The following is a 21,950-nucleotide window of genomic DNA, read 5'->3' on the forward strand; positions in this document are numbered from 1 at the left end:
AATGCTAAGTGAATGCGGCAACAAATTCTCGCTTGTTCTACGAGGTTGTGGCGACGAAGCTGGCTGTCATGACCGCCGCCGCTTCCTCCCGGACCTCCTCGGACCCCCGCCGCGCCGCTCCCGGCCGCCCCGGCTCGACTGGCGTATCCGCTTCGCCGCACTCTCCGCCGTCTGGGGCTTCAGCTTTCTGCTGATCAAGGTCGGCACGGAGGCGTACGCACCGTTCCAGGTGACCCTGGGCAGGCTCTTCTTCGGCACCGCGGTCCTTGCCGTGGCGATGTCGGTGCGCCGGCAGCGGATGCCGCGTTCGCTCCGGACCTGGGGCCATCTGACGGTGGCCGCCTTCCTGCTCAACGCGCTGCCCTTCTCCCTCTTCGCCTACTCCGAACTCACGATCCCCTCGACCCTGGCCGGCATCTGCAACGCCACCTCGCCGCTGTGGGGGATGGTCCTGTCCGTGGTCGCCCTCTCCGAGGACCGTCCGACCCGGCGCCGGGTGGCCGGCCTCGGCATCGGCTTCCTCGGTGTACTGACCGTGCTCGGGGCGTGGCAGGGCTTCTCGGGGCTCGACGTCGGCGGTACGGCGATGGCGCTGCTCGCATCGCTGAGCTACCCGGTCGGCTGGATCTACGTGCGCCGCACCCTGGCGGGCAGCAGCCACTCCAACCTCTCCCTGATGGGCGCGCAGTTGCTTCTGGCGACGGTTCAACTCGCCGTGGTCACACCGCTGTTCACGACGATGCCGACGTCGTTCCCGGTCGTCCCGCTGCTGGCCGTGGTCGCGCTCGGCGCACTCGGCACCGGGTTCGCCCTGCTGGTGCAGTACGGCCTGGTCCATGAGGTCGGTCCGACGACGGCCCAGATGGTCACCTACTTCATTCCGGTGATCGCCACCGCGGCGGGCGTCCTCGTACTCGGCGAGCAGCTGAGCTGGAACACACCGGTGGGCGCCCTGATCGTGCTGGCCGGCGCGGCACTCACGCAGAGCCGGGCGAAGCCGAGGACCGCGACGATGGTCGCCGGCCCGAGGACGGAGGGGTCCGCCGCCGAGCCGGAGTCCGCAGGCGAACCAGCCACGGCTGCCGCCGCACCGGTCGCGACGCAGGCCGAAGATGCCGTGCGCCCGCCGGACGCCCCCTCCGCCGCGAAGGCGCCCGCCCCTCAGCCGTAGCTGCGTGCGGGAGCCGGCCCGACCGTCGCCGCCAGCACCTCGGCCACCGCCTCGATCTCGTCCGGATCGAGGTCCGAGACGGTGATCCGTACCGCGGGCGGCGACGACATCCGGAACCTCGCGCCCGGCGCGACCGCCCATCCCGCGTGCAGCAGCCGCGCCACCGCGCCCGTCTCGTCGCCGACCGGCACCCAGACATTCATGCCGCTGCGGCCGTACGCCTCGACACCGCGCCGCGCCAGCGCCCGTACGAGGGCATCACGCCGCCTCCCGTAGGACTGCGCCACCGCCGGCACGTCGACCGCGTCCGAGGTCCACAGATGGACCACCGCGCGCTGGAGCAACCTGCTCACCCAGCCGGGCCCCAGGCCCAGCCGTCCCGAGACGCGGTCGACGGTGACGGTGTCGCCGGTCAGTGTCGCGACCCTCAGATCCGGGCCGTACGCCTTGGCGACGGAACGCACGAACGCCCAGTGGTCCGTGACACCGGCGAGGGGATGCAGCGGCAGATCGACGATGGCGTGGCCGTGGTCGTCCTCGATGAGCAGGGTCCGGGGGAACCGGGCCAGGACGGCCCGCAGTTCGGCGGCGCGGGCGGCGCCGACAGCGGCACCGGTGGGGTTATGGGCGCGGTCGGTGACGACGAGCGCCCGGGCGCCGGCCTCCAGCGCCCGCTCCACCTCGGCGGTGAGCGGCCCGTCGTCGTCCAGGGCCACGGGCACGGGCTTCAGCCCCAGCGCCGTCACCAGGTCCAGCAGGCTTCCCCAGCCGGGGTCCTCGACGGCGACGGCGTCACCGGGCCGCAGATGGGCCGCGAGGACCCGCTCGATGGCGTCGAGTGCGCCGGAGGTGACGGCGACCGGGCCGTCCGGCACCCCGTCGGCGTCCAGCCCGGCGCGGACGAGCTCCCCGAACTCGGCATCCACGGGCTCCAGTCCGTAGAGCCCCGGCTCGCGTTCGTTGCGGCGGGCGGCCGCGGCGAGAGCCTCGCCCAGGGGAGGCAGCAGGGAGGGGTCCGGGTTCCCCTTGCCGACATCGCGCACGCCGGGCGGCGCGTCGACCCGGATCGATCCGCGCGAGGTGCTCGCCGGGCGCGGACGCACCCGACTCCCCCGGCGGCCCGCCGTCTCGATGACGCCGCGCTCGCGCAGCGTCCGGTAGGCGGCGGCGACGGTATTCGGGTTCACCTCGAGACGGGTCGCCAACTCCCTCATGGGAGGCAGCAGTTGCCCCGGCTCCAGCTCTCCCGCACCGACCGCACGCTCGACACTGGCGGCAATCTCCGATGCACGCCGACCTTCGATCCGATACTCTCCTAGCACAAACAGTATTATGCACTAGTGCAATGGAGATCGCAATGCCGGACGTCTACGAAGCGACGGAACGCACCGTCCCCACCCGTGCGCGGGAGCGCGCCTCGTACGACCGCGAGCTGGTTCATTCCATACTCGACGAGGCCTACCTCTGCCATCTCGGCTTCGTCCGGGACGGCGCACCCGTCGTGCTGCCGACACTCTTCGCCCGTGTCGACGACCATGTGTACGTCCACGGCTCGACGGGGTCACGCCCCCTGCGCATGGCGGGAGCACCGGACCCCGGCCTGCCGGTCTGTCTGACGGTCACCCACGTCGACGGACTGGTCCTCGCCCGCTCCGCCTTCCACCACTCAATCAACTACCGCTCGGTCGTGATCCACGCGACGGCCCACCCGGTGACCGACCCGGCCGAGAAGCGTGCCGCCCTCGACGCCCTGGTCGACCAGGTCGTGCCGGGCCGCGCCGAGGACTCCCGGCCCGCCAACCCGAAGGAGCTGGCGGCGACGGCGGTCCTGCGACTGGACCTGACGGAGGTCTCCGCGAAGGTGCGCACCGGCGGCCCGAACGACGAGCCGGAGGACACGGAACTCCCGCACTGGACGGGGGTCCTCCCGCTGCACACGTCGTACGGGCCCGCGATCCCCGCCGCGGACCTGGACGCATCGATCGCGCTCCCGGAGTACATCGCCTCCCGCTGAGGCGCGAACCCGGGCCCGGGCAGGTCCGGCGCGGCGCCCGGCCCGGATGGCAAGGGGCCGGGCCGGTTCGAGACCCCGGCCCGGCCACCCGCGACGTCAGGCCGCCGACCTCGCCGGCTTCGTCGGCCTCGTCGGCCGTGTCTCCGCGACGGCCAGTCCCGCCACCGCGGCGAGCAGGAGCAGCGTGCCCACCACGGTCGCCGCCGTGAGCCGTTCGTCGAGCAGCGTCACCGCGATCAGCGCCGCGCTCACCGGCTCCAGCAGCATGATCACCGACACGGTGGCCGCCCGTACGACCGCGGCTCCCGCGAAGTAGAGCGCGTACGCGAGCGCGGTCGGTACGGCGGCGACATACGCCAGCAGCCACACGACGTGCCCCAGTTCGTCGGTGTGCGGCAACAGGCCCTCGGCGAGGGCCATCGGCAGCAGCCCCACCGCTCCGATACCGAACGCCCACGCCGTCGTGGCCATCGAGTCGCCGCCGCCGTCCCGGCCCAGCCACCGGGTCAGGAGCGTGATCGCCGCGTATCCGGCCGCCGACAGCAGGGCGAGTGCGACGCCGACCGGCCGCACCGTGCCGCCCCCACCGCCCAGGACGAGGACGGCCAGTCCGGCGAGCGCGCCGGTGACGGCGACGATGCCGCCCCGGCCGAGGCGCTCGCCCATGGTCAGCCGCGCACCCACCGCGATGAGGACGGGTCCCGCGCCGAGGGTGACGACCGTGCCCACGGCCAGGCCGGTCGACTGCACGGCCGCGAAGTACGCGCTCTGGAAGACGGTGAGCCCGATCCCCGTACCGAGGATCCGCACCAGCCGGCGCCGCCGCGGCTCGGCGGCGGCATGCGCGGCACGGGCGGCATGGGCGGCATGGCCCACCGAGCCCCGCCGGGCGCGCAGCGCGAGCGCAGCCAGCAGCAGGACGAGTCCCCCGGCGCAGCGCCAGAAGGAGAGCGAGAGAGGACCGAGGTCACTCAGCCGGAAGACCAGCGAGGCGGCCGCCCCGGCGGTCCCCCAGGCGACTCCGGCGAAGACGAGGTAGAGGAGGCTGCGTCCCACGGGCAGCGGGATCTGCACCGGAACGGCAGCTTGCGCGGACACGCCGACAGCGGACGTGGAGGAAAGATTCGGCACGTGACTTCTCCGTGTGAAGAACGGGATGGTGGTCGCTCGGCTCCGTCACGCGGGCAGCGACGACCCGCTCGGGGACACCCCGAGCCCGGTCTTCGTCAACGGCTGGCCGCCCGCGTTATGCGGCAGGCGGCGGAAGGACGGTCAAGTGCATGATCGCCACCTTACGTTCCGGCCCTCTCGACCGACAACCGCTCCTCGTCCGTGACGCCCGCATCCGCTGCGGACGCGACCACGGACCCGGAGGCAACGGGCCCGGACGGGGCTTTCGGCGCCTGGGACTGGGCGATGAACGCCCCGATCAGCACCACGGCACCGCCCACGATCTGCGGCGCCGACAGGTGCTCCCGCAGGAGGACCCAGGCGAGCACGGTGGCGATGACCGCCTCCAGACAGGCCACCACGCCCGCCACCTGCGGCGACAGCTTGCGCACCGAGACGACACCGGTGACGTACGCGAGGACGGTGGCGACGAGCACCACCCAGGCGAGCAGCAGCCCGGCGGGGACCGCGGTCCCGCCCATGGAGGCGCTCCCGCCGAGCAGCGAGAAGTCCATCGACCAGGGCCGGGCGATGACGGTCAGCACGGCGGTGCCGACGAGCAGTCCGTACGCGATGACTCCCAGCGGGTCGGCGGCGTTGTCGCCGTCACCGCCGTGGTCGGACAGGACGAAGTAGCCGACCTGGCAGCACGCGGCGCCCAGCGCCAGCAGCAGACCGAGTGCGTCGAAGGTCAGTCCCGACCAGACCTCGACGACACACGCCAGTCCGGCGACGGCGAGGACCACCCCGACGGCCGCGGCACGGGTGACGGGCCGGCGCTGCACGAAGCGGACCCAGCCGAGCACGAGGGCCGGCGCGAGATATTCGATGAGCAGCGCGACACCGACGGGGATGCGGGAGATCGCGGCGAAGTAGCAGGCCTGGACGCCCGCGACGGCGAGAAGCCCGAAGCCGAGGAGGAGGGCGGGCCTCCGGCGTACGAGGTCGCGGTGGCGCCAGGCCACCGGCAGCATGATCAACGCCGAGCCCGCCACCCGTAGCCACACCACGTGCAACGGGTCGAGACCCGCCTCGATCAGCGGCTTGGCCGCGACACCCGATCCACCGAACGCGAACGCCGAGCCCAGGGCGAGTCCCAGGCCTGCGTTCCTTCCCCAAGACGCCTGCATCGGCACATCATGTCAGCGCGAGTCAGGACCGTCGACCCCGTTGCACATGTCGAGACGCGACCCCGATCCCACCGGCGGCCCGGCCTCGATCCGCCCGCCCAGTTCCGCCGCGTCCACCCCTGCCCTGGCGAGTACCTCCACGGCGCGGCACTCCCCGTCGGCGGCGAGAGCGGCCAGGAGATCGACGCCCCCGGCACGGGCCTCGCCGCGCCGCTCGGCCCCCTCCAGCGCACCCTGGATCGCCGCGACGGCCGACGGCGAGTATCCGGAGGTGTCCACCTGCGGGGCGCGGACGACGGGCACCGCGCCCGAGTCCTCCACCGAGCCCTGCCAGCGCAGCCCGTACCCGATGCTGCGCTGCACGAGATAGCCGAGCACCCTGGCCACCTGAGGCCCGGGCCCGAACGCTGCACGGACATCGGCGTCGGCCTCGAGCAGGGAGTGCAACAGATGCGCGGTGTCGATCTGCCGGTCTCCGTCACGCAGCGCCCGCCGGCGCGCACTCGCGAGCACCGAGGCGAGTTCCACGGTCAGTCGGGCGTCGTTCTCCGCGCGGGTGGCGGCGGGCTGCTGCGGCAGCCGCGGGGTAGGACTCTGCACATCTCCCACCTCATCAGCCGCCGAGGGCCCCGGCGTCCCCGGAGGGGCTCATTTGCACATCCCACGGAGGTTGGGCACACCTGGACGGTTTCTCCTCCTTACGGATGAGATCGAGACAGTTCTTCCCGACTCTCGCGCGCCGCCTTGCCCGGCCACACGAGCACTCCCCCGCCCATTACTGACTGTTCATCAGTATTGAATGTTCGCGGCACTGCGACTACGTTCCGCGACACCGTGACCCGATACGAAGGGGTGGTCGTATGGCCGAAGTCAGCGCCGAGGCACGCATCGAGGCACCGGCCGAGAAGGTCTGGGCCGAGCTGACGGACTTCACCGGGTACGGCCGGTGGAACGCCACGCACACCAGCTTCCCCAAGGGCGGGCCGACGACTCTCGAAGTCGGCGCCACCTACGAGGAGAACATGAAGCTGATGGGCTTCCCCGCCGAAGTGACCTGGACCGTCGACGAGTTCGAGTCCGGCAGGCTGCTCGGGATCAGGGGCAAGGGCCCGATGGGCGTCAATGTCGGCAACCGCTACTCGCTCACCCCTGAGGGCGACGCGACGCTGGTGCGGATCGACGGCGAGTTCACGGGCGCGGCGGTCTCGCTCATGGCCGGCAAGCTCAAGGACTCGGCGACGGCGGCCCTCAACGAGTCACTGCGCAAGCTGGGCGGCCTGGTCGCCTGACCTCACCCCGGCACCCCCGTCACCCACCCAACTGCCACCCGCCCCATGAACAGGAACAGGGCCCCGCGCGGATGCGCGGGGCCCTGCCGTCCATCACGGGTCTACTCGTCCACGGGTCAGTGCTCGTCGGCGAGAATCAGATAGAGCTTCTTGCGGGCTTCGTTGATGACCTCGACGGCCTTCTGCCGCTGCTCGGGGCTGCCGGTCTTCCAGACCTGCCCGAAGGCTTCCATCAGCCCCCAGCCGGCCTGCCGGATCTCGTTGACCGTGTCCCAGTCGACGGTGCGCCCGGCCTCTTCCCACGGGGCGTCCGGCCCCGACTCGGCCTCGGCACGGCCCGATTCCGTGAGCGTGAACAGCTTCTTGCCGCCCTCGCTCTGGTTGGTGATCAGGCCTTCGTCCTCCAGCAGCTGGAGCGTCGGGTAGACCGAGCCGGGACTGGGCTTCCACGCCCCGCCGCTGCGCTCGCCGATCTCCTGGATCATCTCGTAACCGTGCATCGGGCGGTCCTTCAGCAGCGCCAGGATCGAGGCACGCACGTCACCGCGCCGCGCCCTTCCCCTGCCGCCGCCACGACCGCGCCCGCCGCCGAAGGGTCCGCCGCCGAACGGCGGTCCGAACGGACCGAACGCTCCCCGGCGCCCTTCGAAGTCGCCCCGACCCTGATGGCCGGGTCCGCAGTGTCCCTGACGGTGACCGTGTTCGTGTCCTGATGAACGCATGACTACGCCCCTTCCATCGTTGATCTGTCGCGATGCGTCAACGATATATCGGAATAGCTCGCATGACAACACTCATGGGGCCGCCGATCCCGGATTGGCCTTGGCCTGCGGCTTTGTGCGGCCCCTACGGTCGGCTCATGCGGATTCGAATCGTCGACGCCTTCACCGACCGCCCCTTCGCCGGCAACCCCGCGGGAGTCCTGCTGCTGGACGCCGACGGCTTCCCGGCCGATGCCTGGCTCCAGCAGGTGGCCACCGAGGTCCATCTCTCGGAGACCGCCTTCGCTCACCCGCTGCCCCCCGGCGGGGACGCCGACTGGGCGCTGCGCTGGTTCACCCCGGCCACGGAGGTCGACATGTGCGGCCACGCCACGCTGGCCACCGCCCATGTTCTGCAGACCACTGCTGCCGGCATGGGCACGGTCCGGTTCGCCGCGCGCTGCGGCATCCTCACGGCCACCGCCGGGGACGACGGCACGATCACGCTCGACTTCCCGACCTCCCCCCTGACGGCTGTCGAGATCCCGCCCTCCCTGGCCGGAGCGCTGGGAGCGGAGGTGCTCTCGGTGCACGACACGGGTCCGCACATCGGCGATCTCCTCGTCGAGGTCGCCGACGAGAAGACCGTGCGGGGCCTGCGCCCGGACCACCGGGCCCTCGTCGACATCTCCGACCGCGGTGTCATCGCCACGGCCGCCGCCGACGACCCGGCCTCCGGCTACGACTTCGTCTCGCGGTGCTTCTTCCCGCGGGTCGGCATCGACGAGGACCCCGTGACGGGCAGCGCCCACACGGCCCTCGCACCCTTCTGGTCGGCACGTCTGGGGCGTACGGATCTGACCGGGCTCCAGGCGTCCGCCCGCTCCGGCCTGGTCCGCACCTCGCTGCGGGGCGAGCGCACCGCGCTGACCGGCAGCGCCGTGACCGTCATCGAGGGCGACCTGCTCACCGCTCCCTGACCGCGCACAGACAGGGGCGCACGGCATGTGCCGTACGCCCCTGGTCACCACGCTCGACCGCGTCACATCGTGGGCAGCCAGCTCACCTTCCCGGCGAGCAGCCCGTATCCGACGAACGCCACGATGTCGAGCAGTGCGTGGGCGGCCACGAGCGGCCCGACCCGTCCCCAGCGCCGGTACAGCAGGACGAAGACCACGCCCATCACCATGTTGCCGACGAAGCCGCCAATGCCCTGGTAGAGGTGGTACGAGCCGCGCAGCACGGAGCTCGCCGCCAGCGCGGCCATCGGCGTCCAGCCCAACTGGTCGAGCCTGCGGAGCAGATACCCGACGACGATCACTTCCTCCACGACGGAGTTCTGGATCGCCGACAGGATCAGGACCGGGTACTTCCACCACACGTCGGGCAGCGATTCCGGCACGACGGTGAGGTTGAACCCGGACGCGCGCGCGGCCAGATAGAAGGCGAGTCCGGCGCTGCCGATCCCCGCCGCGACGAGCGTGCCGCGTCCGAGGTCGGACCACGGCCGGCTCCGGTCGAAGCCGATCGCCCGCATCCCGGCCCCCTCGCGCAGGAGCAGATGGGCCACCAGCAGCACCGGCACCAGGGCGGAGGCGATGCCGAACAGCTGCCAGGAGAGGTCGAGCCAGGGCCGGCCCGGCGCGTACGACCCGTTCAGCGTCGCCGCCTGGTCCTTCAGCCCGCCCGGCTTCGTCAGCGACCCGATAAAGCTGATGAGCGCCGACACTCCGCTCGCGCCCAGCGAGAGCGCGAGCACCAGGAGCATCTCGGACCGCAAGATCTTCCGCGGCATGCCCTCCCCGGGGAGAGGATCAGCCACGCGTCCCGCATCCGCCTGCACACGTGCCTCCCATAGACCGAGCCCGTCTCGTCCCCATCCTCGTGCCGCCGGCGGACATCGCCGGAGCAACACCACAGGTTGAGACGTCACAGCTTGCCCGACGCACGGTCGGGGAAGGGAGGCAGGTCCCGACCGGCCGTTGCCGGGCGGGACCGGGGGCCCGACCGATCACCCGCCGGACAGCCCCGGCGAGCGGGGCGCACATGACCGCGTCGGGCGCGCCCGATCTGTGTGCAGGTCTCGGTGTGTGCAGGTCTCGCGCCATCGGCCCGTTCCCGCTCAGTTCCGCGGCCCCGGGAAGCCGACCGGCCAGGTGTGGACCGGGTCGCCCTCACGCATCAGCTCGCAGTAGCGACGTGTGGTGGCCGCGAGAGCCGCGTCCCTGCCCAGGCCCGCCTCCAGCGCACGGTGGTACGTCTCCGCCTGCCAGGACGCGCCGTTCATCCGCCGCTTGCACCGCTCCTCGATCACCCCGAGGTACCTGTCGCGATCGGCCGGCTCGATGTTCCAGGCGTCGAGCCCGGCGGCGGCCAGCGGCAGCAGTTCGTCGCGCACGAGCTTGGCGACGGGCACCTTGGTGATGCCGCCCGCCCGGCCCGGACGCGGCCACTGGAGTTCCGCCTCGATGCCGTACCGGCACCCGGCGTCGAAGTTCTCCGCGGCGGCCGAGAACGGCAGCCTGCTCCAGACCGGACGCGGCTCCTCGGCGAGTGCGCGCACCAGCCCGTAGTAGAACGCGGCGTTGGCGATCACGTCGGTGACCGTGGGCCCCGCCGGCAGGACCCGGTTCTCGACCCGCAGATGGGGCACGCCGTCGGCGACGCCGTACACCGGCCGGTTCCAGCGGTACACGGTGCCGTTGTGCAGCACGAGTTCATGGAGCCCGGGGATGCCGCCGTCCTCGATCACCCGCAGCGGATCCTCGTCGTCGCACATCGGCAGCAGCGGAGGGAAGTACCGCAGGTTCTCCTCGAAGAGCTCGTACGCCGAATCCACCCACCGTTCGCCGAACCAGGTCCGCGGCCGTACGCCCTGGGCCTGGAGCTCGGGCGGCCGGGTGTCGGTTGCCTGCTGGAACAGCGGGGGCCGCGACTCGCGCCACAGCTCCCTGCCGAACAGGAACGGGGAGTTGGCCCCCACCGCCACCTGTACGCCGGCGACCGCCTGCGCCGCGTTCCACACATCGGCGAAGCGGTTGGGCGTCACCTGAAGATGCAACTGCACCGAGGTGCAGGCGGCTTCGGGGGCTATCGACGCCGAGGTGCAGGTGAGCCGCTCGACGCCGTCGATGTCCAGGGCGAAGTCCTCACCGCGGGCCGCGACGATCTGGTCGTTCAGCAGCGTGTAGCGGTCGACGTCGGAGAGGTTCGCCGACACCAGGTCGTCCTGCGCGAGGGTCGGCAGGATGCCGATCATCACGATGCCCGCGCCGACCTCGTTCGCTTTCCGGTCCGCATATCCGAGCCCGGTGCGCAACTCCTCCCCCAGCTGATCCAGCACCTGACCGCCGAGCCTGTGCGGCACAATGTTCACTTCCAGATTGAACATTCCCAGCTCGGTCTGGAAATCCTGGCTCGCGATGCGTTCCAGAACCTCCGCATTTATCATCCGAGGCAGCCCGTCGGCACCTGCGAGATTCAGCTCGATCTCCAGCCCCATGAGATTCTTGGGCCGGTCGAACCTCTTCTCGTCCAGCAGTCGCCCCAGTCCCGCCAGGCACTGCTGCAACTTCCGGCGGTGGCGTTGCCGATCGGACAGCGCGATACCGCCTGCCACGACCTTCTCCCCCATCGAAGGGTCCCTCCTCGAGTGGGCTCCACGCAGCTCTGGTCGCTCGCGTCACGGACGATAATGCCCCGGCAGGCTGATCTATAACGCGGCGGGAACGCCCGGTGACCGCTACTGTGGGATGCGCGCCCGAGCGGCACATTCACTCGGCATGATGCAGAACGCAGTTTCCAGCACCGGCCCCCTGGTGAAAAACGCCGACGGGTTTCGGCCTACCGGCCCGTAGATGAAATCCCAGGCCGCGGCGTTGCACGCCGGCTAAAACCCCCTGAAACTCCGCAGGAAAAAGACCTGAACCTGCCTTGCGGGAAATACGCGCGAGCACTAGCGGAAACATTGTGAGAACACGTGTCGTATAAACTCCGCAAACGAGGCAGAGAGTTGGCGCCCGGCGGCCTGTCCCGGCCCCCCTCTGACCCCGCACGCTGACAGTGCCGTCCGCACCTGCCCACGTTTCACCGTGTCTCCAAGTGAGAGGCGACCCATCATGCCGCTGCATGTCCCCCCGGCTCCCGCGCCTGCCCTCCGCAGCGTCCTTGCGGCACTCGGTTCCCCTACCGCCGTCCGTGAGGACCGCACACCAGCACTGAGGTCCGTCCAGGGACCTGTCAGTCCCGAATCGCCGCTCCCCGTCCACGTACTGGACCGGATCGTGCCGAGCGCCGGCCGCCCGTGCACCCGCCTCACCGGCTGGCGCTTCCTCATCCGCAGCGGAGAGAGAAGTGTGGCCGCCGCGGAGACGACACTCACCGCCGACGGCTGGACCTTCTCGCACTTCTTCGAAGGCCCCTATCTCACCTCCACCGAACGCGCGCTGCGGCAGGCGGAGTCCATGATCACCGCCTTCCAGCCCCGCCTCCTGTCCATTCCCGAGCTCTACATGCTCACCCTGTGGCTGCACGGCGACACCGACGCGGACGCATCGACGGGCATGCCTCTCCCGACCGATGTCCTGGTCCCTCTCGCCCCGGCCCCTCCCGGCATCGCGGCCCACCGGCCGCACCGGGTCGCCGATCTGCTTCCGGTGATGACCCTGCGGCTCACCCCCGCGCCGCTGCTCGGCTCGCCGGCCTGAAAAACCGCTGTTCGCGCCCCGTGACCGTCCGGTCGCGGGGCGCACTGCCGCCCCGACCGGACTAGCCCGAACCGGCCCCCCTGAACCACCCGAAAGGACAGCTCAGTTGAGCTGAACCGTCCGCCCGGGTGATACGTCATTAACCAGTAAGAAGAGCTGCCGCGAAATCCCTGCGGATTGACGCCCGTGGGGCAACACTGGGATCGGACCGACAGATACGGGGGGCGGCCATGAACACTTCATCCAGCCGCAGGACACTCACACCGCAGCGAAAGAACCCACCCATGTGCCAGCACCAACCAGCCTGCCCGACATCCGACTCTGCCGACAGGGAAGCGGCGCGCCTGGTGGCGCACCACCCGGAGCAGGGCTGGAGCCTGCTGTGCAACGGCGTACTCCTCTTCGAGGACACCGGTGAGCTGCTGCCCGACGGGCAGATCATCGCGCCGCACCGCCAGGTCATGACGGCCGCCTGAGCGCCGTCCGTACGAGAAGGGGCCGGCCGGAGACTCATCCTCCGTACCGGCCCCGACGCATACGCGTCGCCCGTCAGTTGTCGTACTCCTCCAGCGGCGGGCAGGAGCAGACGAGGTTGCGGTCGCCGAACGCGCCGTCGATCCGTCGCACCGGCGGCCAGTACTTGTCCGCGGCGCTCACGCCGGGCGGGAAGACCGCCTCCTCACGGCTGTAGGAGTGCTCCCACGCACCACCCAGCGCGTCCGCGGTGTGCGGGGCGTTGCGCAGCGGGTTGTCCTCCGCGGGCCAGGCGCCCGACGCGACCTTCTCGATCTCCGCGCGAATGGCGATCATCGCCTCGCAGAAGCGGTCGATCTCGCCCAGGTCCTCGCTCTCGGTGGGCTCGATCATCAGCGTGCCCGCCACCGGGAACGACATGGTCGGCGCGTGGAAGCCGTAGTCGATCAGACGCTTGGCGATGTCGTCGACGCTGACGCCCGTCGCCTTCGACAGCGGCCGCAGGTCCACGATGCACTCGTGCGCCACCAGGCCCGCCGGGCCGGTGTAGAGCACCGGGTAGTGCGGTTCCAGTCGCTTGGCGATGTAGTTGGCCGCGAGCACGGCGACCTGTGTGGCCCGCTTGAGGCCCTCGCCGCCCATGAGCCGGACATACGCCCAGGAGATGGGCAGGATGCCCGCCGAGCCCCACGGGGCGGCGGAGATCGGTCCCACGCCCGTCTCCGGGCCTGCCGTGGGCTGGAGCGGGTGGTTCGGCAGGTACGGGGCGAGGTGCTCGCGCACACCGACCGGGCCGACGCCCGGACCGCCGCCGCCGTGCGGGATGCAGAAGGTCTTGTGCAGGTTCAGGTGCGAGACGTCGCCGCCGAACTTGCCCGGCTTCGCGAGGCCGACCAGCGCGTTGAGGTTGGCACCGTCGACGTACACCTGACCGCCGGCCTCGTGGACCTGGGCGCAGATGTCGGCGACGTGCTCCTCGAAGACGCCGTGCGTGGACGGGTAGGTGATCATCAGCACCGACAGCTCGTCGCGGTACTGCTCGATCTTGGCGCGCAGGTCCTCGACGTCGATCTCACCGTCGTCGGCGGTCTTGACCACGACGACCTTCATGCCGGCCATGACGGCGCTCGCGGCGTTGGTGCCGTGGGCGGACGACGGGATGAGGCAGACGGTGCGCTGGTCGTCGCCGTTGGCGCGGTGGTAGGCGCGGACCGCGAGCAGTCCGGCCAGCTCACCCTGCGAACCCGCGTTGGGCTGGATGGAGACGCTGTCGTAGCCGGTGACCTCGGCGAGACGCTCCTCCAGCTCGCGGATGAGCGTCAGATACCCGGCCGCCTGGTCGACGGGGGCGAAGGGGTGCATCTGCCCGAACTCGGGCCAGGTCACCGGCTCCATCTCGGTGGTCGCGTTCAGCTTCATGGTGCAGGAGCCGAGCGGGATCATGCCGCGGTCCAGCGCGTAGTCACGGTCGGCGAGGCGGCGCAGGTAGCGCAGCATCGCCGTCTCGGAGCGGTTCTGGTGGAAGACCGGGTGCGTGAGGTACTCGTCGGTGCGCAGCAGGGAGTCCGGCAGGGTGTCCGCGACGGCCGCGTCCAGCGCCTCGATGTCGGCGTCGACGCCGAAGGCGCCCCACACGGCGGTCAGCTGCGCACGGTTCGTGGTCTCGTCGCAGGCGAGGGAGACGTGGTCGGCGTCGACGAGGTGCAGGTTCACCCCGCCCTCACGGGCGGCGTGCAGCACGTCGGCCGCCTTGCCCGGCACGCGGACGGTGAGCGTGTCGAAGTACGCGCCGTGGACGACCTCCACGCCGCCGGCCCGCAGGCCCTCGGCGAGCAGCGTCGCGTAGCGGTGGGTGCGCCGGGCGATCGTCCGCAGGCCCTCGGGCCCGTGGTAGACGGCGTACATGCCCGCCATGACCGCGAGCAGCACCTGCGCGGTGCAGATGTTGCTGGTGGCCTTCTCCCGGCGGATGTGCTGCTCGCGGGTCTGCAGCGCGAGGCGGTAGGCCCGGTTGCCGTCCGCGTCCACGGAGACGCCGACGAGCCGTCCCGGCAGGCTGCGGGCGAACTTCTCGCGCACCGCCATGTAACCGGCGTGCGGTCCGCCGAAGCCCATCGGAACGCCGAAGCGCTGCGTGGTGCCCACCGCGATGTCCGCGCCGAGGTCACCGGGCGAGGTGAGCAGGGTCAGCGCCAGCAGGTCCGCGGAGACGGTGACGATCGCACCGAGCTCGTGCGCCTGCTCGATCACGGGCTTGATGTCGCGTACGACTCCCGAGGCGCCCGGGTACTGCAGCAGGACGCCGAAGACGCCCCGCTCGGCGATCTCGGCCGGAATGCCGTCGTGCAGGTCGGCGGTGACGACCTCGACACCGGTCGGTTCCGCGCGGGTCTCGATCACCGCGAGGGTCTGCGGCAGGACGTCGGCGTCGATGAGGAACACGCCGTTCTTGACCTTGCCCACGCGGCGGGCGAGCGACATGGCCTCGGCGGCGGCGGTGCTCTCGTCGAGCAGCGAGGCGCCCGAGGTGGGCAGGCCCGTCAGCTCGGCGACCATGGTCTGGAAGTTCAGCAGGGCTTCGAGCCGGCCCTGGGAGATCTCGGGCTGGTACGGCGTGTACGCGGTGTACCAGGCCGGGTTCTCCATGACGTTGCGCAGGATGACCGGCGGCGTGAACGTGCCGTAGTAGCCGAGGCCGATCATCGGCGCCAGGACCGTGTTGCGGTCGGCGAGGGTCCGCAGCTCGGCAAGGACCTCGGGCTCGGTGCGCGCCTCGGGCAGCGCGAGCGCCTCGGCGTTCTTGATGACGTCGGGAACCGCGGCCGCGGTGAGCTCGTCGAGCGAGCCGTATCCCACCTGGGCCAGCATCTTGGCCTGCGCCTCGGCGTCGGGTCCGATGTGGCGCTGCTCGAAGGGGGTGCCTCGCTCCAGCTGTGCGAGCGGAATGCGGTTGGCGGTCATGATGGAGGCCTCCTGGTCTGACGCGACCTGCGAGGGGCACCACGGCGCGGGTACCCGGACGGCCTCCCCCTCTGTCATCTCAACCTGAGAGCTTCACCGGATCCCCACGCGGGAACCCGGCTTTCACCGTCGGTGAGAGCGGATGCCGTCCGACGCCCGCCCTGCTTTCCAGAGTGACCTCGTCCGTGCGGTACAGGGTGCCTGAGAGATTCCGGGGAGGATTTGCTCCTTCGGCGCCACCGTTGCTTCCGGTGGACTCTCCCGCACGGGGTCAGCAGCCGTTAGTCAGCGTACCAGCGCGTCCTCTCGTCGATCGCTCAAGTGGCCGACACCCTCGATGTGCACTTTCGTATCATTTACGGAGCAGTTGCGACCTCTTGGAGGGACCGTGCAGACCGACATCGATCCGCGCAGCCTGATCGGCCGCAAGGCGTTCGACCGCAACGGGGCCAAGATCGGGACTGTGGACGAGGTGTATCTCGACGATGCCACCGGCGTACCCGAATGGGCGGCCGTCCGCACCGGGCTCTTCAGCAGGGACGCTTTCGTCCCTCTGGAGCCGAGCGAGTTCGTCGACAACGGACTGCGGGTGCCGTACGAACGCGCGTTGATCAAGGACGCCCCCGATTTCGGAGTGGGCCGCCATCTCTCGCCGGAGCAGGAGCTTCAGCTCTACCACCACTACGGGCTCGATCTCTCGACTCCGCCGGACACCCCCGCGCCCTCGTCCGGCGACCGCTCCTTCGGCCGTGTCGCCGGCCAGGAGGACTGATCCCCCTCGGGGGAGTCACCAGTGGCAGCGGGTCGGACAGCTCCAGGTCCGGGTCGTCGACCCGGAAGGTGCGGACGCGTCCCGGCGGTGAGGTCGGTTCCTCGAACCGGACGGTGACCCGCCCGATCCCGCTCCCCTGCACCCACCCCGGCCCCAACTGCGCATGCCGTACGTCGTGGCCCGCGGGCCAGCGTCGCTCGGCGAGAGCCGCCGCGGGCTCCGGCTCCGGCGGTTTCTCGTCCCGGTACGGCAGCACAGCATCAACCGCCTCGCCCTCGGCCGGCTCTCCCGCGCTCTCACCGGCGGCAGCGGCCTGTGCGAAGAGATCCTCCTGTGTGTAGTCCGCAAGGCCCGTCACGCCCACGCCGAGCAGCCGCACCCCGCCCGTGGTGTCGACGGACTCCAGCAGCCTCCCCGCCGCTTCCCGCACGACGGCGGGGTCGTCCGTGGGCCCGCGGAGCGTCTCGGAGCGGGTGAGGGTGGAGAAGTCGAAGCGCCGGACCTTCAGCACGATGGTGCGGCCCGAGTGCCCCGAAGCCCTCAGCCGGTGCACGCACCGGTCGGCGAGCCGCTCCACCTCGACCCTGATCCGGACGCGGTCGTGCAGATCGACGTCGAAGGTGTCCTCCACCGACACGGACTTGGTGTCCCGCTCGGCCACGACGGCCCGGTCGTCGTGCCCGAGCGCCATGCGGAACAGGGACGCACCGTGCGCCTTGCCGAGCAGCCGCACCAGTTCGTCCTCGCCCGCCTCGGCCAGATCCGCGCACGTGGTCATGCCCGCCCTGCGCAGATGCTCTCCCGTGGCCGGCCCCACGCCCGGCAGCGTGCGCACGGACATCGGCCCGAGCAGCTCACGCTCCGTGCCTGGCTCGATGAGCACCAGGCCGTCCGGCTTGGCCTGCTCCGAGGCGATCTTGGCGAGCATCTTGGACCCGGCGAGGCCGACCGAGCCGGTCAGTCCCGTGCCGGCGCGGATGGCCGCACGCAGCTGCTCACCGGTGGCCCGGGCGGACGCGGTGTCGTCCGCCGCACCGCCCGCCTCCAGATCCACAAAGGCCTCGTCCAGGCTCAGCGGCTCCACGAGCGGCGACAGCCGCCCCAGCAGCTCCATGACCTGCTCGCTGATCGTGCGGTAGAGCGAGAAGCGGGGCACGAGATACGCGGCGTTCGGTGCGAGCCGTCGGGCCTGGGCCATCGGCATCGCCGAATGGACCCCGAAGCGTCTCGCCTCGTACGAACAGGTGGCGACGACTCCGCGCGGACCGAGACCGCCGACGATCACGGGCTTTCCGCGCAGACTCGGCTTCGCCGCCTGCTCGGCGGCGGCGAAGAAGGCATCCATGTCCAGATGCAGGATCGTCGGCGCGGATCTCACATCTCCGATGCTGCCCTACGCCACTGACAAAGGGGCCGCTTCCCGGTGTGCTCAGACCGCCCGGTCGCGTCGGCGTCTGGCCAGCTCGTCGGCCGGGTTGTGCCCGACCAGGGTCTCGCCGGTGTCGATCCGCTCGCCGTGCAGCTGCGACAGGGCGGCCTCGACGTCCCGCCAGACGACTCCGACGGCGATCCCGAAGACGCCCTGACCGCCCTGGAGGAGATCGACGACCTCGTCCGGCGACGAACACTCGTAGACCGTCGCGCCGTCGCTCATCAGCGTCATCCGCTCGAGATCGGCGAAGCCGCGCGCCCGCAGGTGCTGTACCGCGGTCCGGATGTTCTGCAGTGCCACGCCGGTGTCCAGGAAACGCTTCACGATCTTGAGGACGACCACGTCACGGAAGCTGTAGAGGCGCTGGGTCCCCGATCCGTGCGCCGGACGGACACTGGGTTCGACCAGGCCGGTACGGGCCCAGTAGTCGAGTTGCCGATAGGTGATGCCGGCTGCCGCACACGCGGTGGGACCGCGATAGCCGACCGTCTCCGTGGATGGTTCGGCCGCACTCCCGTGGAGCGGATACGGCCCGCTCTCCCCCGGACCTCGTCCGGGGGTGCCCCCCACCGCACCGTCGCCGCTGCTGTCCACGCCGACCTCCGTCCTTGACCTGCCATGTCGACGGTAGGCAGTCACCAGGGGCGCGTCAACGATCGCCACACTCGGCACGCCGAGTGATAATCACCCTGAGAGTGGTTTCCCGTGCCCCGGTTTGGGGAAAGGCTGCTCGAATGTGCCGATGCCGCCCCGCTGGGCGGTCACTGGCTGTTGGTCCCGAAGTCCTCCGGCGAGATCTGGTCGAGGAACTCGCGGAACTTCTCCACCTCGTCCTCCTGCTCGTCGGGGATCGCGATCCCCGCGTCGTCCAGCACACCGTCGCTGCCGAAGATCGGCGTACCGGTACGCAGAGCGAGGGCTATGGCGTCGGACGGACGCGCACTCACCTCGACTCCGCTGGCGAAGACCAGCTCCGCGTAGAAGACCCCTTCACGCAGATCAGTGATGCGGACCTCGGTGAGCTCCTGGCCCACCGCCTCCAGCACATCCTTGAAGAGGTCATGGGTCAGCGGCCTGGCGGGAGCCATGCCCTGCTGTGCGAAGGCAATGGCGGTCGCCTCCCCGGGACCGATCCAAATGGGGAGGTATCGATCGCCTCCCACTTCACGCAGGAGCACGATCGGTTGGTTGGAGGGCATTTCAACCCGGACACCCACAACGTCGAGCTCGTTCACACAGCAACCCTAGGACGTGCTCGGCAGGTTTGGGTAGTCGGGCACGTTCATGATCAGTGGAGCCGCACCCCGAGAGCCGTCTGCACCAGAGCCGCGTGCAGCCGCACGGACAGGGACGCGAGCTCTTTCACGGTGGCCTCGGCATGAGCCCTGGTCTGCGGATTGCGGTGCCGCCGCAAGGGTGCCACCACCTGTTCCACCAACCCGGCCTCTCGTTCGGCGGCGGCCTTCATGGCCCGCAGATGACGCGGTTCCAGACCGAATCTGCCCAGATCGGCCACCAGCCTGGCAACCGTCACCGACTCGGCGTCGTAGCCACCGTCCTCGTGCTGTCCGAGCAGGCCGTACGACTCCCAGTCGGCCAGCTCCTCCTCGCCCACCCCGGCGGCGGCCAGCAGCTCCGCACGGCCCACCCGGGCGGCGGTACGGCGCTCGGCGTCGGCCTGCCAGGTGCCGCCGTCCAGGAGCTCCCGCGGCGTGCTCTGTGCGGGCAGCTGGACCTGCTCACCACGGGCCACGGCGTCGAGATGCTCGCGGATGACCTTCAGGGGCAGATAGTGGTCGCGCTGCATCCGCAGCACCTGCGCCAGACGCTCGACGTCCTCCGGACTGAACTTGCGGTACCCGGACGGGGTGCGCCGCGGCTCGACGAGCCCTTCCGCCTCGAGGAACCGGATCTTGGAGATCGTGACTTCGGGGAACTCGTCGCGCAGCCCGCTGAGCACCGTACCGATGCTCATCAGCCGCTCGGCCGCAGCGGCGGTGCCGTGACCGGCACCGCCCTTCGGTGTTCGCATGTGCCTTCCTGGGGTCCCCCCGGACCGTGTCCGGGGGACGGTTACAGGCCCCTCTGGCTCGCGTAGAAGACCAGTCGGTACTTGCCGATCTGGACCTCGTCACCGTTCGCCAGGAGGACCGAGTCGATCCGCTCACGGTTGACGTAGGTGCCGTTCAGACTGCCGACGTCCCCCACGGTGAAGCTGCCGTCGGGACCGCGCCGGAACTCCACATGGCGCCGCGACACGGTGACGTCGTCGAGGAAGATGTCGCTCTGCGGGTGGCGGCCGGCCGTGGTCAGCTCACCGTCCAGCAGGAAGCGGCTTCCGGAGTTCGGTCCGCGGCGCACCACGAGCAGCGCGGAGCCGAGCGGCAGCGCGTCGACCGCCGCCTGGGCCTCCGGGGACAGCGACGGGACCTGTGTCTGGCCCGTCACCTCGGAGTCGTACGCCTCGAGGCCGGAGATGGAGATCGTCGACGTCGTCTCGGACGGCCGCTCGGCGGGCGCACCGCCGCGCAGCGGCGCGCCGCAGTTGGAGCAGAACCGACTGGATTCGGCATTGCGGTGACCGCACCTGGTACAAACCGGCAAGGCCGACATGGACGGATCCTCCTGCCGCGGCTGCCCCGCGTGGGGATTGGTCGCATACGGGTCGGAGGCAAACCCTCCACCCGTACTTGAGGTTGATGGTTCCCCGAAACCTATGCGGCCGGGACCGGCAGGGTCAACAGACGACGCGCCCGGACCGCCCGAAATGTCACCGCCCTGACCGGAGACCTCGTCCCGGAAGAGCGGCCGCTCGCCGCCCTGCTCCTCACCCTGGCCATGACGCGGCGCGCGATGCCTGGCGTTGCCGCCGTCCTCGCGCGAGCTCTTGCCGAACAACTTCCCAAACAACTTCACGGGCGATTCCCCTTGACCGAAATAGACCCGCCCGTGGGGCAGGACGAACCCTCGATGATCAGACCTGCCGACCCGGACATTCTCACAACGTCCGTACCCACCAGACAGTTTCCACCAGACCGCACGCGTTCGATGTGCCGACCCCCCGCAACCTCTTGCCCCGGTCCGCCGGACCCCATGCGCCCCCGCCTCATTGGTCCGACGACCGAGCGTAGTCAGGCCGCTTCGCGGGTCGCAAGGCGTCCACGACGATCTTCTGCGAGCGCACCACCGTGGCGGTGGCCTGCTCCTTCTCCAATGTCTGCACCACACCGCCGGGGATGTTCAGGGCCGGCTCGAGATCCTGCGGCTTCCCGATGACCTTGAAGACGTACGGAGCGGTGATGCGCTTCCCGTCGACCTCGATGTCACCGCCCGTGCCCGTGAAGTGCGTATCCGCAACGACCCTGATGTCGTTGACCTGGATCGCCTCCGCACCGGCCGCGCGCAGCTCCTGGATGGCGTCCAGCAGCATGTCCGACTCCACGGTGCCGGACTTGTCCTGGATGGTGAGGGTGATGCCCGGGCCCTCCGCCGCGACCGTGCCGGCGAGGATGCCCAGCTGCTGTTCCTTCTGCTGAGTCTGCTTGCGCGCCTCTTCGGCCTGGTCCGAACTGTTCTCCAGCTCGGCGCGCTGGTCCTCCAGGCGCTGCTTCTCGTCCTCCAGCCGCTGGGTGCGGTTGTCGAGCTCGTCGAGGATGCGGACGAGGTCCTCCTGACGGGCTCCGCGCAGGGCACTGTTGTCGCTGGTGGAGCGCACCTGGATGGCGAGGCCCAGCCCCAGGACGAACAGCAGGACGGCGACCGTGAGTTGGGCACGGCTGATACGCGGGGGCCAGAGCCCGGCCAACAGCCGCTGCCTGCCGGTCTCTTCACCTGCCCCGTCGCCGCCCGGCGGGATCGACGCGCCCGCCGGTGCCGCCGTCGGCTCCTCGGCCGACGCCGTCCGTTCGTCGCGGGCTTCCCCCTGGGGGCCCTTCTCCGGCGGCAGTTCGGCCCGCGGCGCCCCGGCCTTCGGCCGCTCGCTGCGCGGACCCTCTTCTGTCACACCCTCACTGATGCCGCCCTCGCCCTTCGGGTTCCCGTCCTGCGCAATCCCGTCCTGCGCGTTCGGGTCCTGGGCGTTCGGGTCCTGGGCGTTCGGGTCCTGCGGATTCTCTGCGCTGTTCATCGGC

The 21,950-nt window shown here is 70.6% G+C and carries 20 protein-coding genes, 1 pseudogene and 1 riboswitch; of the genes and pseudogenes, 6 read left to right on the forward strand and 15 right to left on the reverse strand.

Annotated elements, in window-relative coordinates:
- Nucleotide 1: 1 nt before the first annotated feature.
- Nucleotides 2-1,171 carry a DMT family transporter gene (locus ACQPWZ_RS05435; RefSeq protein ID WP_433570799.1) on the forward strand — a complete coding sequence of 390 codons (1,170 nt, stop codon included), beginning with the start codon at nucleotides 2-4 and terminating at the stop codon, nucleotides 1,169-1,171.
- On the opposite strand, the gene ACQPWZ_RS05440 is transcribed toward ACQPWZ_RS05435, so the two are convergent.
- Nucleotides 1,162-2,493, reverse strand: coding sequence for an aminotransferase class I/II-fold pyridoxal phosphate-dependent enzyme (locus tag ACQPWZ_RS05440; RefSeq protein ID WP_433570800.1), 1,332 nt, complete (start codon nucleotides 2,491-2,493; stop codon nucleotides 1,162-1,164). The two genes, ACQPWZ_RS05435 and ACQPWZ_RS05440, sit on opposite strands and share 10 nt — an antisense overlap.
- A 23-nt stretch (nucleotides 2,494-2,516) precedes the next feature.
- Between ACQPWZ_RS05440 and ACQPWZ_RS05445 the strand changes: the two genes are divergently transcribed.
- Entirely contained in the window at nucleotides 2,517-3,185 is a 669-nt protein-coding gene (locus ACQPWZ_RS05445) for a pyridoxamine 5'-phosphate oxidase family protein (RefSeq protein ID WP_356704635.1), read from the forward strand.
- Between the two features lie 96 nt (nucleotides 3,186-3,281).
- On the opposite strand, the gene ACQPWZ_RS05450 is transcribed toward ACQPWZ_RS05445, so the two are convergent.
- From ACQPWZ_RS05450 to ACQPWZ_RS05460, 3 genes are all read right to left on the reverse strand, one after another.
- Nucleotides 3,282-4,283, reverse strand: a complete 1,002-nt coding sequence (locus ACQPWZ_RS05450) for a DMT family transporter (protein WP_433570801.1) — start codon at nucleotides 4,281-4,283, stop codon at nucleotides 3,282-3,284.
- A 194-nt stretch (nucleotides 4,284-4,477) separates the two neighbouring features.
- Complete coding sequence (locus ACQPWZ_RS05455) at nucleotides 4,478-5,485, reverse strand: EamA family transporter (protein WP_433570802.1); 1,008 nt, start codon at nucleotides 5,483-5,485, stop codon at nucleotides 4,478-4,480.
- 12 nt (nucleotides 5,486-5,497) lie between these two features.
- Nucleotides 5,498-6,085 carry a Clp protease N-terminal domain-containing protein gene (locus ACQPWZ_RS05460; RefSeq protein WP_340471989.1) on the reverse strand — a complete coding sequence of 196 codons (588 nt, stop codon included), beginning with the start codon at nucleotides 6,083-6,085 and terminating at the stop codon, nucleotides 5,498-5,500.
- Between the two features lie 260 nt (nucleotides 6,086-6,345).
- On the opposite strand from ACQPWZ_RS05460, the gene ACQPWZ_RS05465 reads away from it, so the two are divergent.
- Nucleotides 6,346-6,774: a type II toxin-antitoxin system Rv0910 family toxin gene (locus tag ACQPWZ_RS05465; protein WP_433570803.1), complete on the forward strand. Its 429-nt coding sequence runs from the start codon at nucleotides 6,346-6,348 to the stop codon at nucleotides 6,772-6,774.
- 116 nt (nucleotides 6,775-6,890) lie between these two features.
- Here the strand turns inward: ACQPWZ_RS05465 and ACQPWZ_RS05470 are convergent, their stop codons facing one another.
- Nucleotides 6,891-7,496 carry a PadR family transcriptional regulator gene (locus tag ACQPWZ_RS05470; RefSeq protein ID WP_313947583.1) on the reverse strand — a complete coding sequence of 202 codons (606 nt, stop codon included), beginning with the start codon at nucleotides 7,494-7,496 and terminating at the stop codon, nucleotides 6,891-6,893.
- 137 nt (nucleotides 7,497-7,633) lie between these two features.
- On the opposite strand from ACQPWZ_RS05470, the gene ACQPWZ_RS05475 reads away from it, so the two are divergent.
- A complete protein-coding gene (locus ACQPWZ_RS05475) occupies nucleotides 7,634-8,455 on the forward strand; it encodes a PhzF family phenazine biosynthesis protein (RefSeq protein WP_433570804.1) in 822 nt (273 codons plus the stop codon).
- A gap of 62 nt (nucleotides 8,456-8,517) precedes the next feature.
- Here ACQPWZ_RS05475 and ACQPWZ_RS05480 read toward each other — a convergent pair whose 3' ends face one another.
- Nucleotides 8,518-9,270 carry a CPBP family glutamic-type intramembrane protease gene (locus tag ACQPWZ_RS05480; RefSeq protein ID WP_433570805.1) on the reverse strand — a complete coding sequence of 251 codons (753 nt, stop codon included), beginning with the start codon at nucleotides 9,268-9,270 and terminating at the stop codon, nucleotides 8,518-8,520.
- Nucleotides 9,271-9,597: 327 nt separating this feature from the next.
- Nucleotides 9,598-11,109, reverse strand: coding sequence for a glutamate--cysteine ligase (locus ACQPWZ_RS05485; protein WP_433570806.1), 1,512 nt, complete (start codon nucleotides 11,107-11,109; stop codon nucleotides 9,598-9,600).
- Between the two features lie 484 nt (nucleotides 11,110-11,593).
- On the opposite strand from ACQPWZ_RS05485, the gene ACQPWZ_RS05490 reads away from it, so the two are divergent.
- Both ACQPWZ_RS05490 and ACQPWZ_RS05495 read left to right on the forward strand, forming a co-directional pair.
- Nucleotides 11,594-12,181, forward strand: a complete 588-nt coding sequence (locus tag ACQPWZ_RS05490) for a hypothetical protein (RefSeq protein WP_340471993.1) — start codon at nucleotides 11,594-11,596, stop codon at nucleotides 12,179-12,181.
- 284 nt (nucleotides 12,182-12,465) lie between these two features.
- Entirely contained in the window at nucleotides 12,466-12,657 is a 192-nt protein-coding gene (locus ACQPWZ_RS05495; protein WP_313947578.1) for a DUF5999 family protein, read from the forward strand.
- A gap of 73 nt (nucleotides 12,658-12,730) precedes the next feature.
- Here the strand turns inward: ACQPWZ_RS05495 and gcvP are convergent, their stop codons facing one another.
- The 8 genes and pseudogenes from gcvP to ACQPWZ_RS05535 all read right to left on the reverse strand — a co-directional run bounded on the left by gcvP (nucleotide 12,731) and on the right by ACQPWZ_RS05535 (nucleotide 21,946).
- A complete protein-coding gene (gene gcvP / locus ACQPWZ_RS05500; protein ID WP_433570807.1) occupies nucleotides 12,731-15,616 on the reverse strand; it encodes an aminomethyl-transferring glycine dehydrogenase in 2,886 nt (961 codons plus the stop codon).
- Between the two features lie 178 nt (nucleotides 15,617-15,794).
- Nucleotides 15,795-15,890: riboswitch (glycine riboswitch) on the reverse strand.
- A gap of 78 nt (nucleotides 15,891-15,968) precedes the next feature.
- Nucleotides 15,969-16,298: a hypothetical protein gene (locus ACQPWZ_RS05505; RefSeq protein ID WP_433570808.1), complete on the reverse strand. Its 330-nt coding sequence runs from the start codon at nucleotides 16,296-16,298 to the stop codon at nucleotides 15,969-15,971.
- Nucleotides 16,298-17,766, reverse strand: a pseudogene (locus ACQPWZ_RS05510) (DNA polymerase IV). Before ACQPWZ_RS05510 ends, ACQPWZ_RS05505 begins: the two are co-directional and overlap by 1 nt.
- A gap of 51 nt (nucleotides 17,767-17,817) precedes the next feature.
- On the reverse strand, nucleotides 17,818-18,414 hold the full coding sequence (locus ACQPWZ_RS05515) for a MerR family transcriptional regulator (protein WP_340471996.1): 597 nt from the start codon (nucleotides 18,412-18,414) through the stop codon (nucleotides 17,818-17,820).
- A gap of 167 nt (nucleotides 18,415-18,581) precedes the next feature.
- Nucleotides 18,582-19,055, reverse strand: coding sequence for a bifunctional nuclease family protein (locus ACQPWZ_RS05520; protein ID WP_005475662.1), 474 nt, complete (start codon nucleotides 19,053-19,055; stop codon nucleotides 18,582-18,584).
- 53 nt (nucleotides 19,056-19,108) lie between these two features.
- Nucleotides 19,109-19,852 (reverse strand): transcriptional regulator FtsR, encoded by a 744-nt coding sequence (gene ftsR / locus ACQPWZ_RS05525; RefSeq protein ID WP_433570809.1) that lies wholly within the window; start codon nucleotides 19,850-19,852, stop codon nucleotides 19,109-19,111.
- 41 nt (nucleotides 19,853-19,893) lie between these two features.
- Nucleotides 19,894-20,844: an FHA domain-containing protein gene (locus ACQPWZ_RS05530; RefSeq protein WP_340477744.1), complete on the reverse strand. Its 951-nt coding sequence runs from the start codon at nucleotides 20,842-20,844 to the stop codon at nucleotides 19,894-19,896.
- A gap of 82 nt (nucleotides 20,845-20,926) precedes the next feature.
- Complete coding sequence (locus ACQPWZ_RS05535) at nucleotides 20,927-21,946, reverse strand: DUF881 domain-containing protein (protein ID WP_433570810.1); 1,020 nt, start codon at nucleotides 21,944-21,946, stop codon at nucleotides 20,927-20,929.
- Between the last annotated feature and the right edge of the window lie 4 nt (nucleotides 21,947-21,950).

It is taken from the genome of Streptomyces sp. CA-251247, from assembly GCF_050952975.1.
Taxonomy (GTDB): Bacteria; Actinomycetota; Actinomycetes; order Streptomycetales; family Streptomycetaceae; genus Streptomyces; species Streptomyces achmelvichensis.

Coding starts and splice junctions, on each gene's coding strand:
- ACQPWZ_RS05435 (WP_433570799.1), top strand. CDS start 2: ATGCTAAGTGAATGCGGCAACAAATTCTCGCTTGTTCTACGAGGTTGT.
- ACQPWZ_RS05445 (WP_356704635.1), top strand. CDS start 2,517: ATGGAGATCGCAATGCCGGACGTCTACGAAGCGACGGAACGCACCGTC.
- ACQPWZ_RS05455 (WP_433570802.1), bottom strand. CDS start 5,485: ATGCAGGCGTCTTGGGGAAGGAACGCAGGCCTGGGACTCGCCCTGGGC.
- ACQPWZ_RS05465 (WP_433570803.1), top strand. CDS start 6,346: ATGGCCGAAGTCAGCGCCGAGGCACGCATCGAGGCACCGGCCGAGAAG.
- ACQPWZ_RS05470 (WP_313947583.1), bottom strand. CDS start 7,496: ATGCGTTCATCAGGACACGAACACGGTCACCGTCAGGGACACTGCGGA.
- ACQPWZ_RS05475 (WP_433570804.1), top strand. CDS start 7,634: ATGCGGATTCGAATCGTCGACGCCTTCACCGACCGCCCCTTCGCCGGC.
- ACQPWZ_RS05480 (WP_433570805.1), bottom strand. CDS start 9,270: ATGCCGCGGAAGATCTTGCGGTCCGAGATGCTCCTGGTGCTCGCGCTC.
- ACQPWZ_RS05485 (WP_433570806.1), bottom strand. CDS start 11,109: ATGGGGGAGAAGGTCGTGGCAGGCGGTATCGCGCTGTCCGATCGGCAA.
- ACQPWZ_RS05490 (WP_340471993.1), top strand. CDS start 11,594: ATGCCGCTGCATGTCCCCCCGGCTCCCGCGCCTGCCCTCCGCAGCGTC.
- ACQPWZ_RS05495 (WP_313947578.1), top strand. CDS start 12,466: ATGTGCCAGCACCAACCAGCCTGCCCGACATCCGACTCTGCCGACAGG.
- gcvP (WP_433570807.1), bottom strand. CDS start 15,616: ATGACCGCCAACCGCATTCCGCTCGCACAGCTGGAGCGAGGCACCCCC.
- ftsR (WP_433570809.1), bottom strand. CDS start 19,852: ATGCGAACACCGAAGGGCGGTGCCGGTCACGGCACCGCCGCTGCGGCC.
- ACQPWZ_RS05535 (WP_433570810.1), bottom strand. CDS start 21,946: ATGAACAGCGCAGAGAATCCGCAGGACCCGAACGCCCAGGACCCGAAC.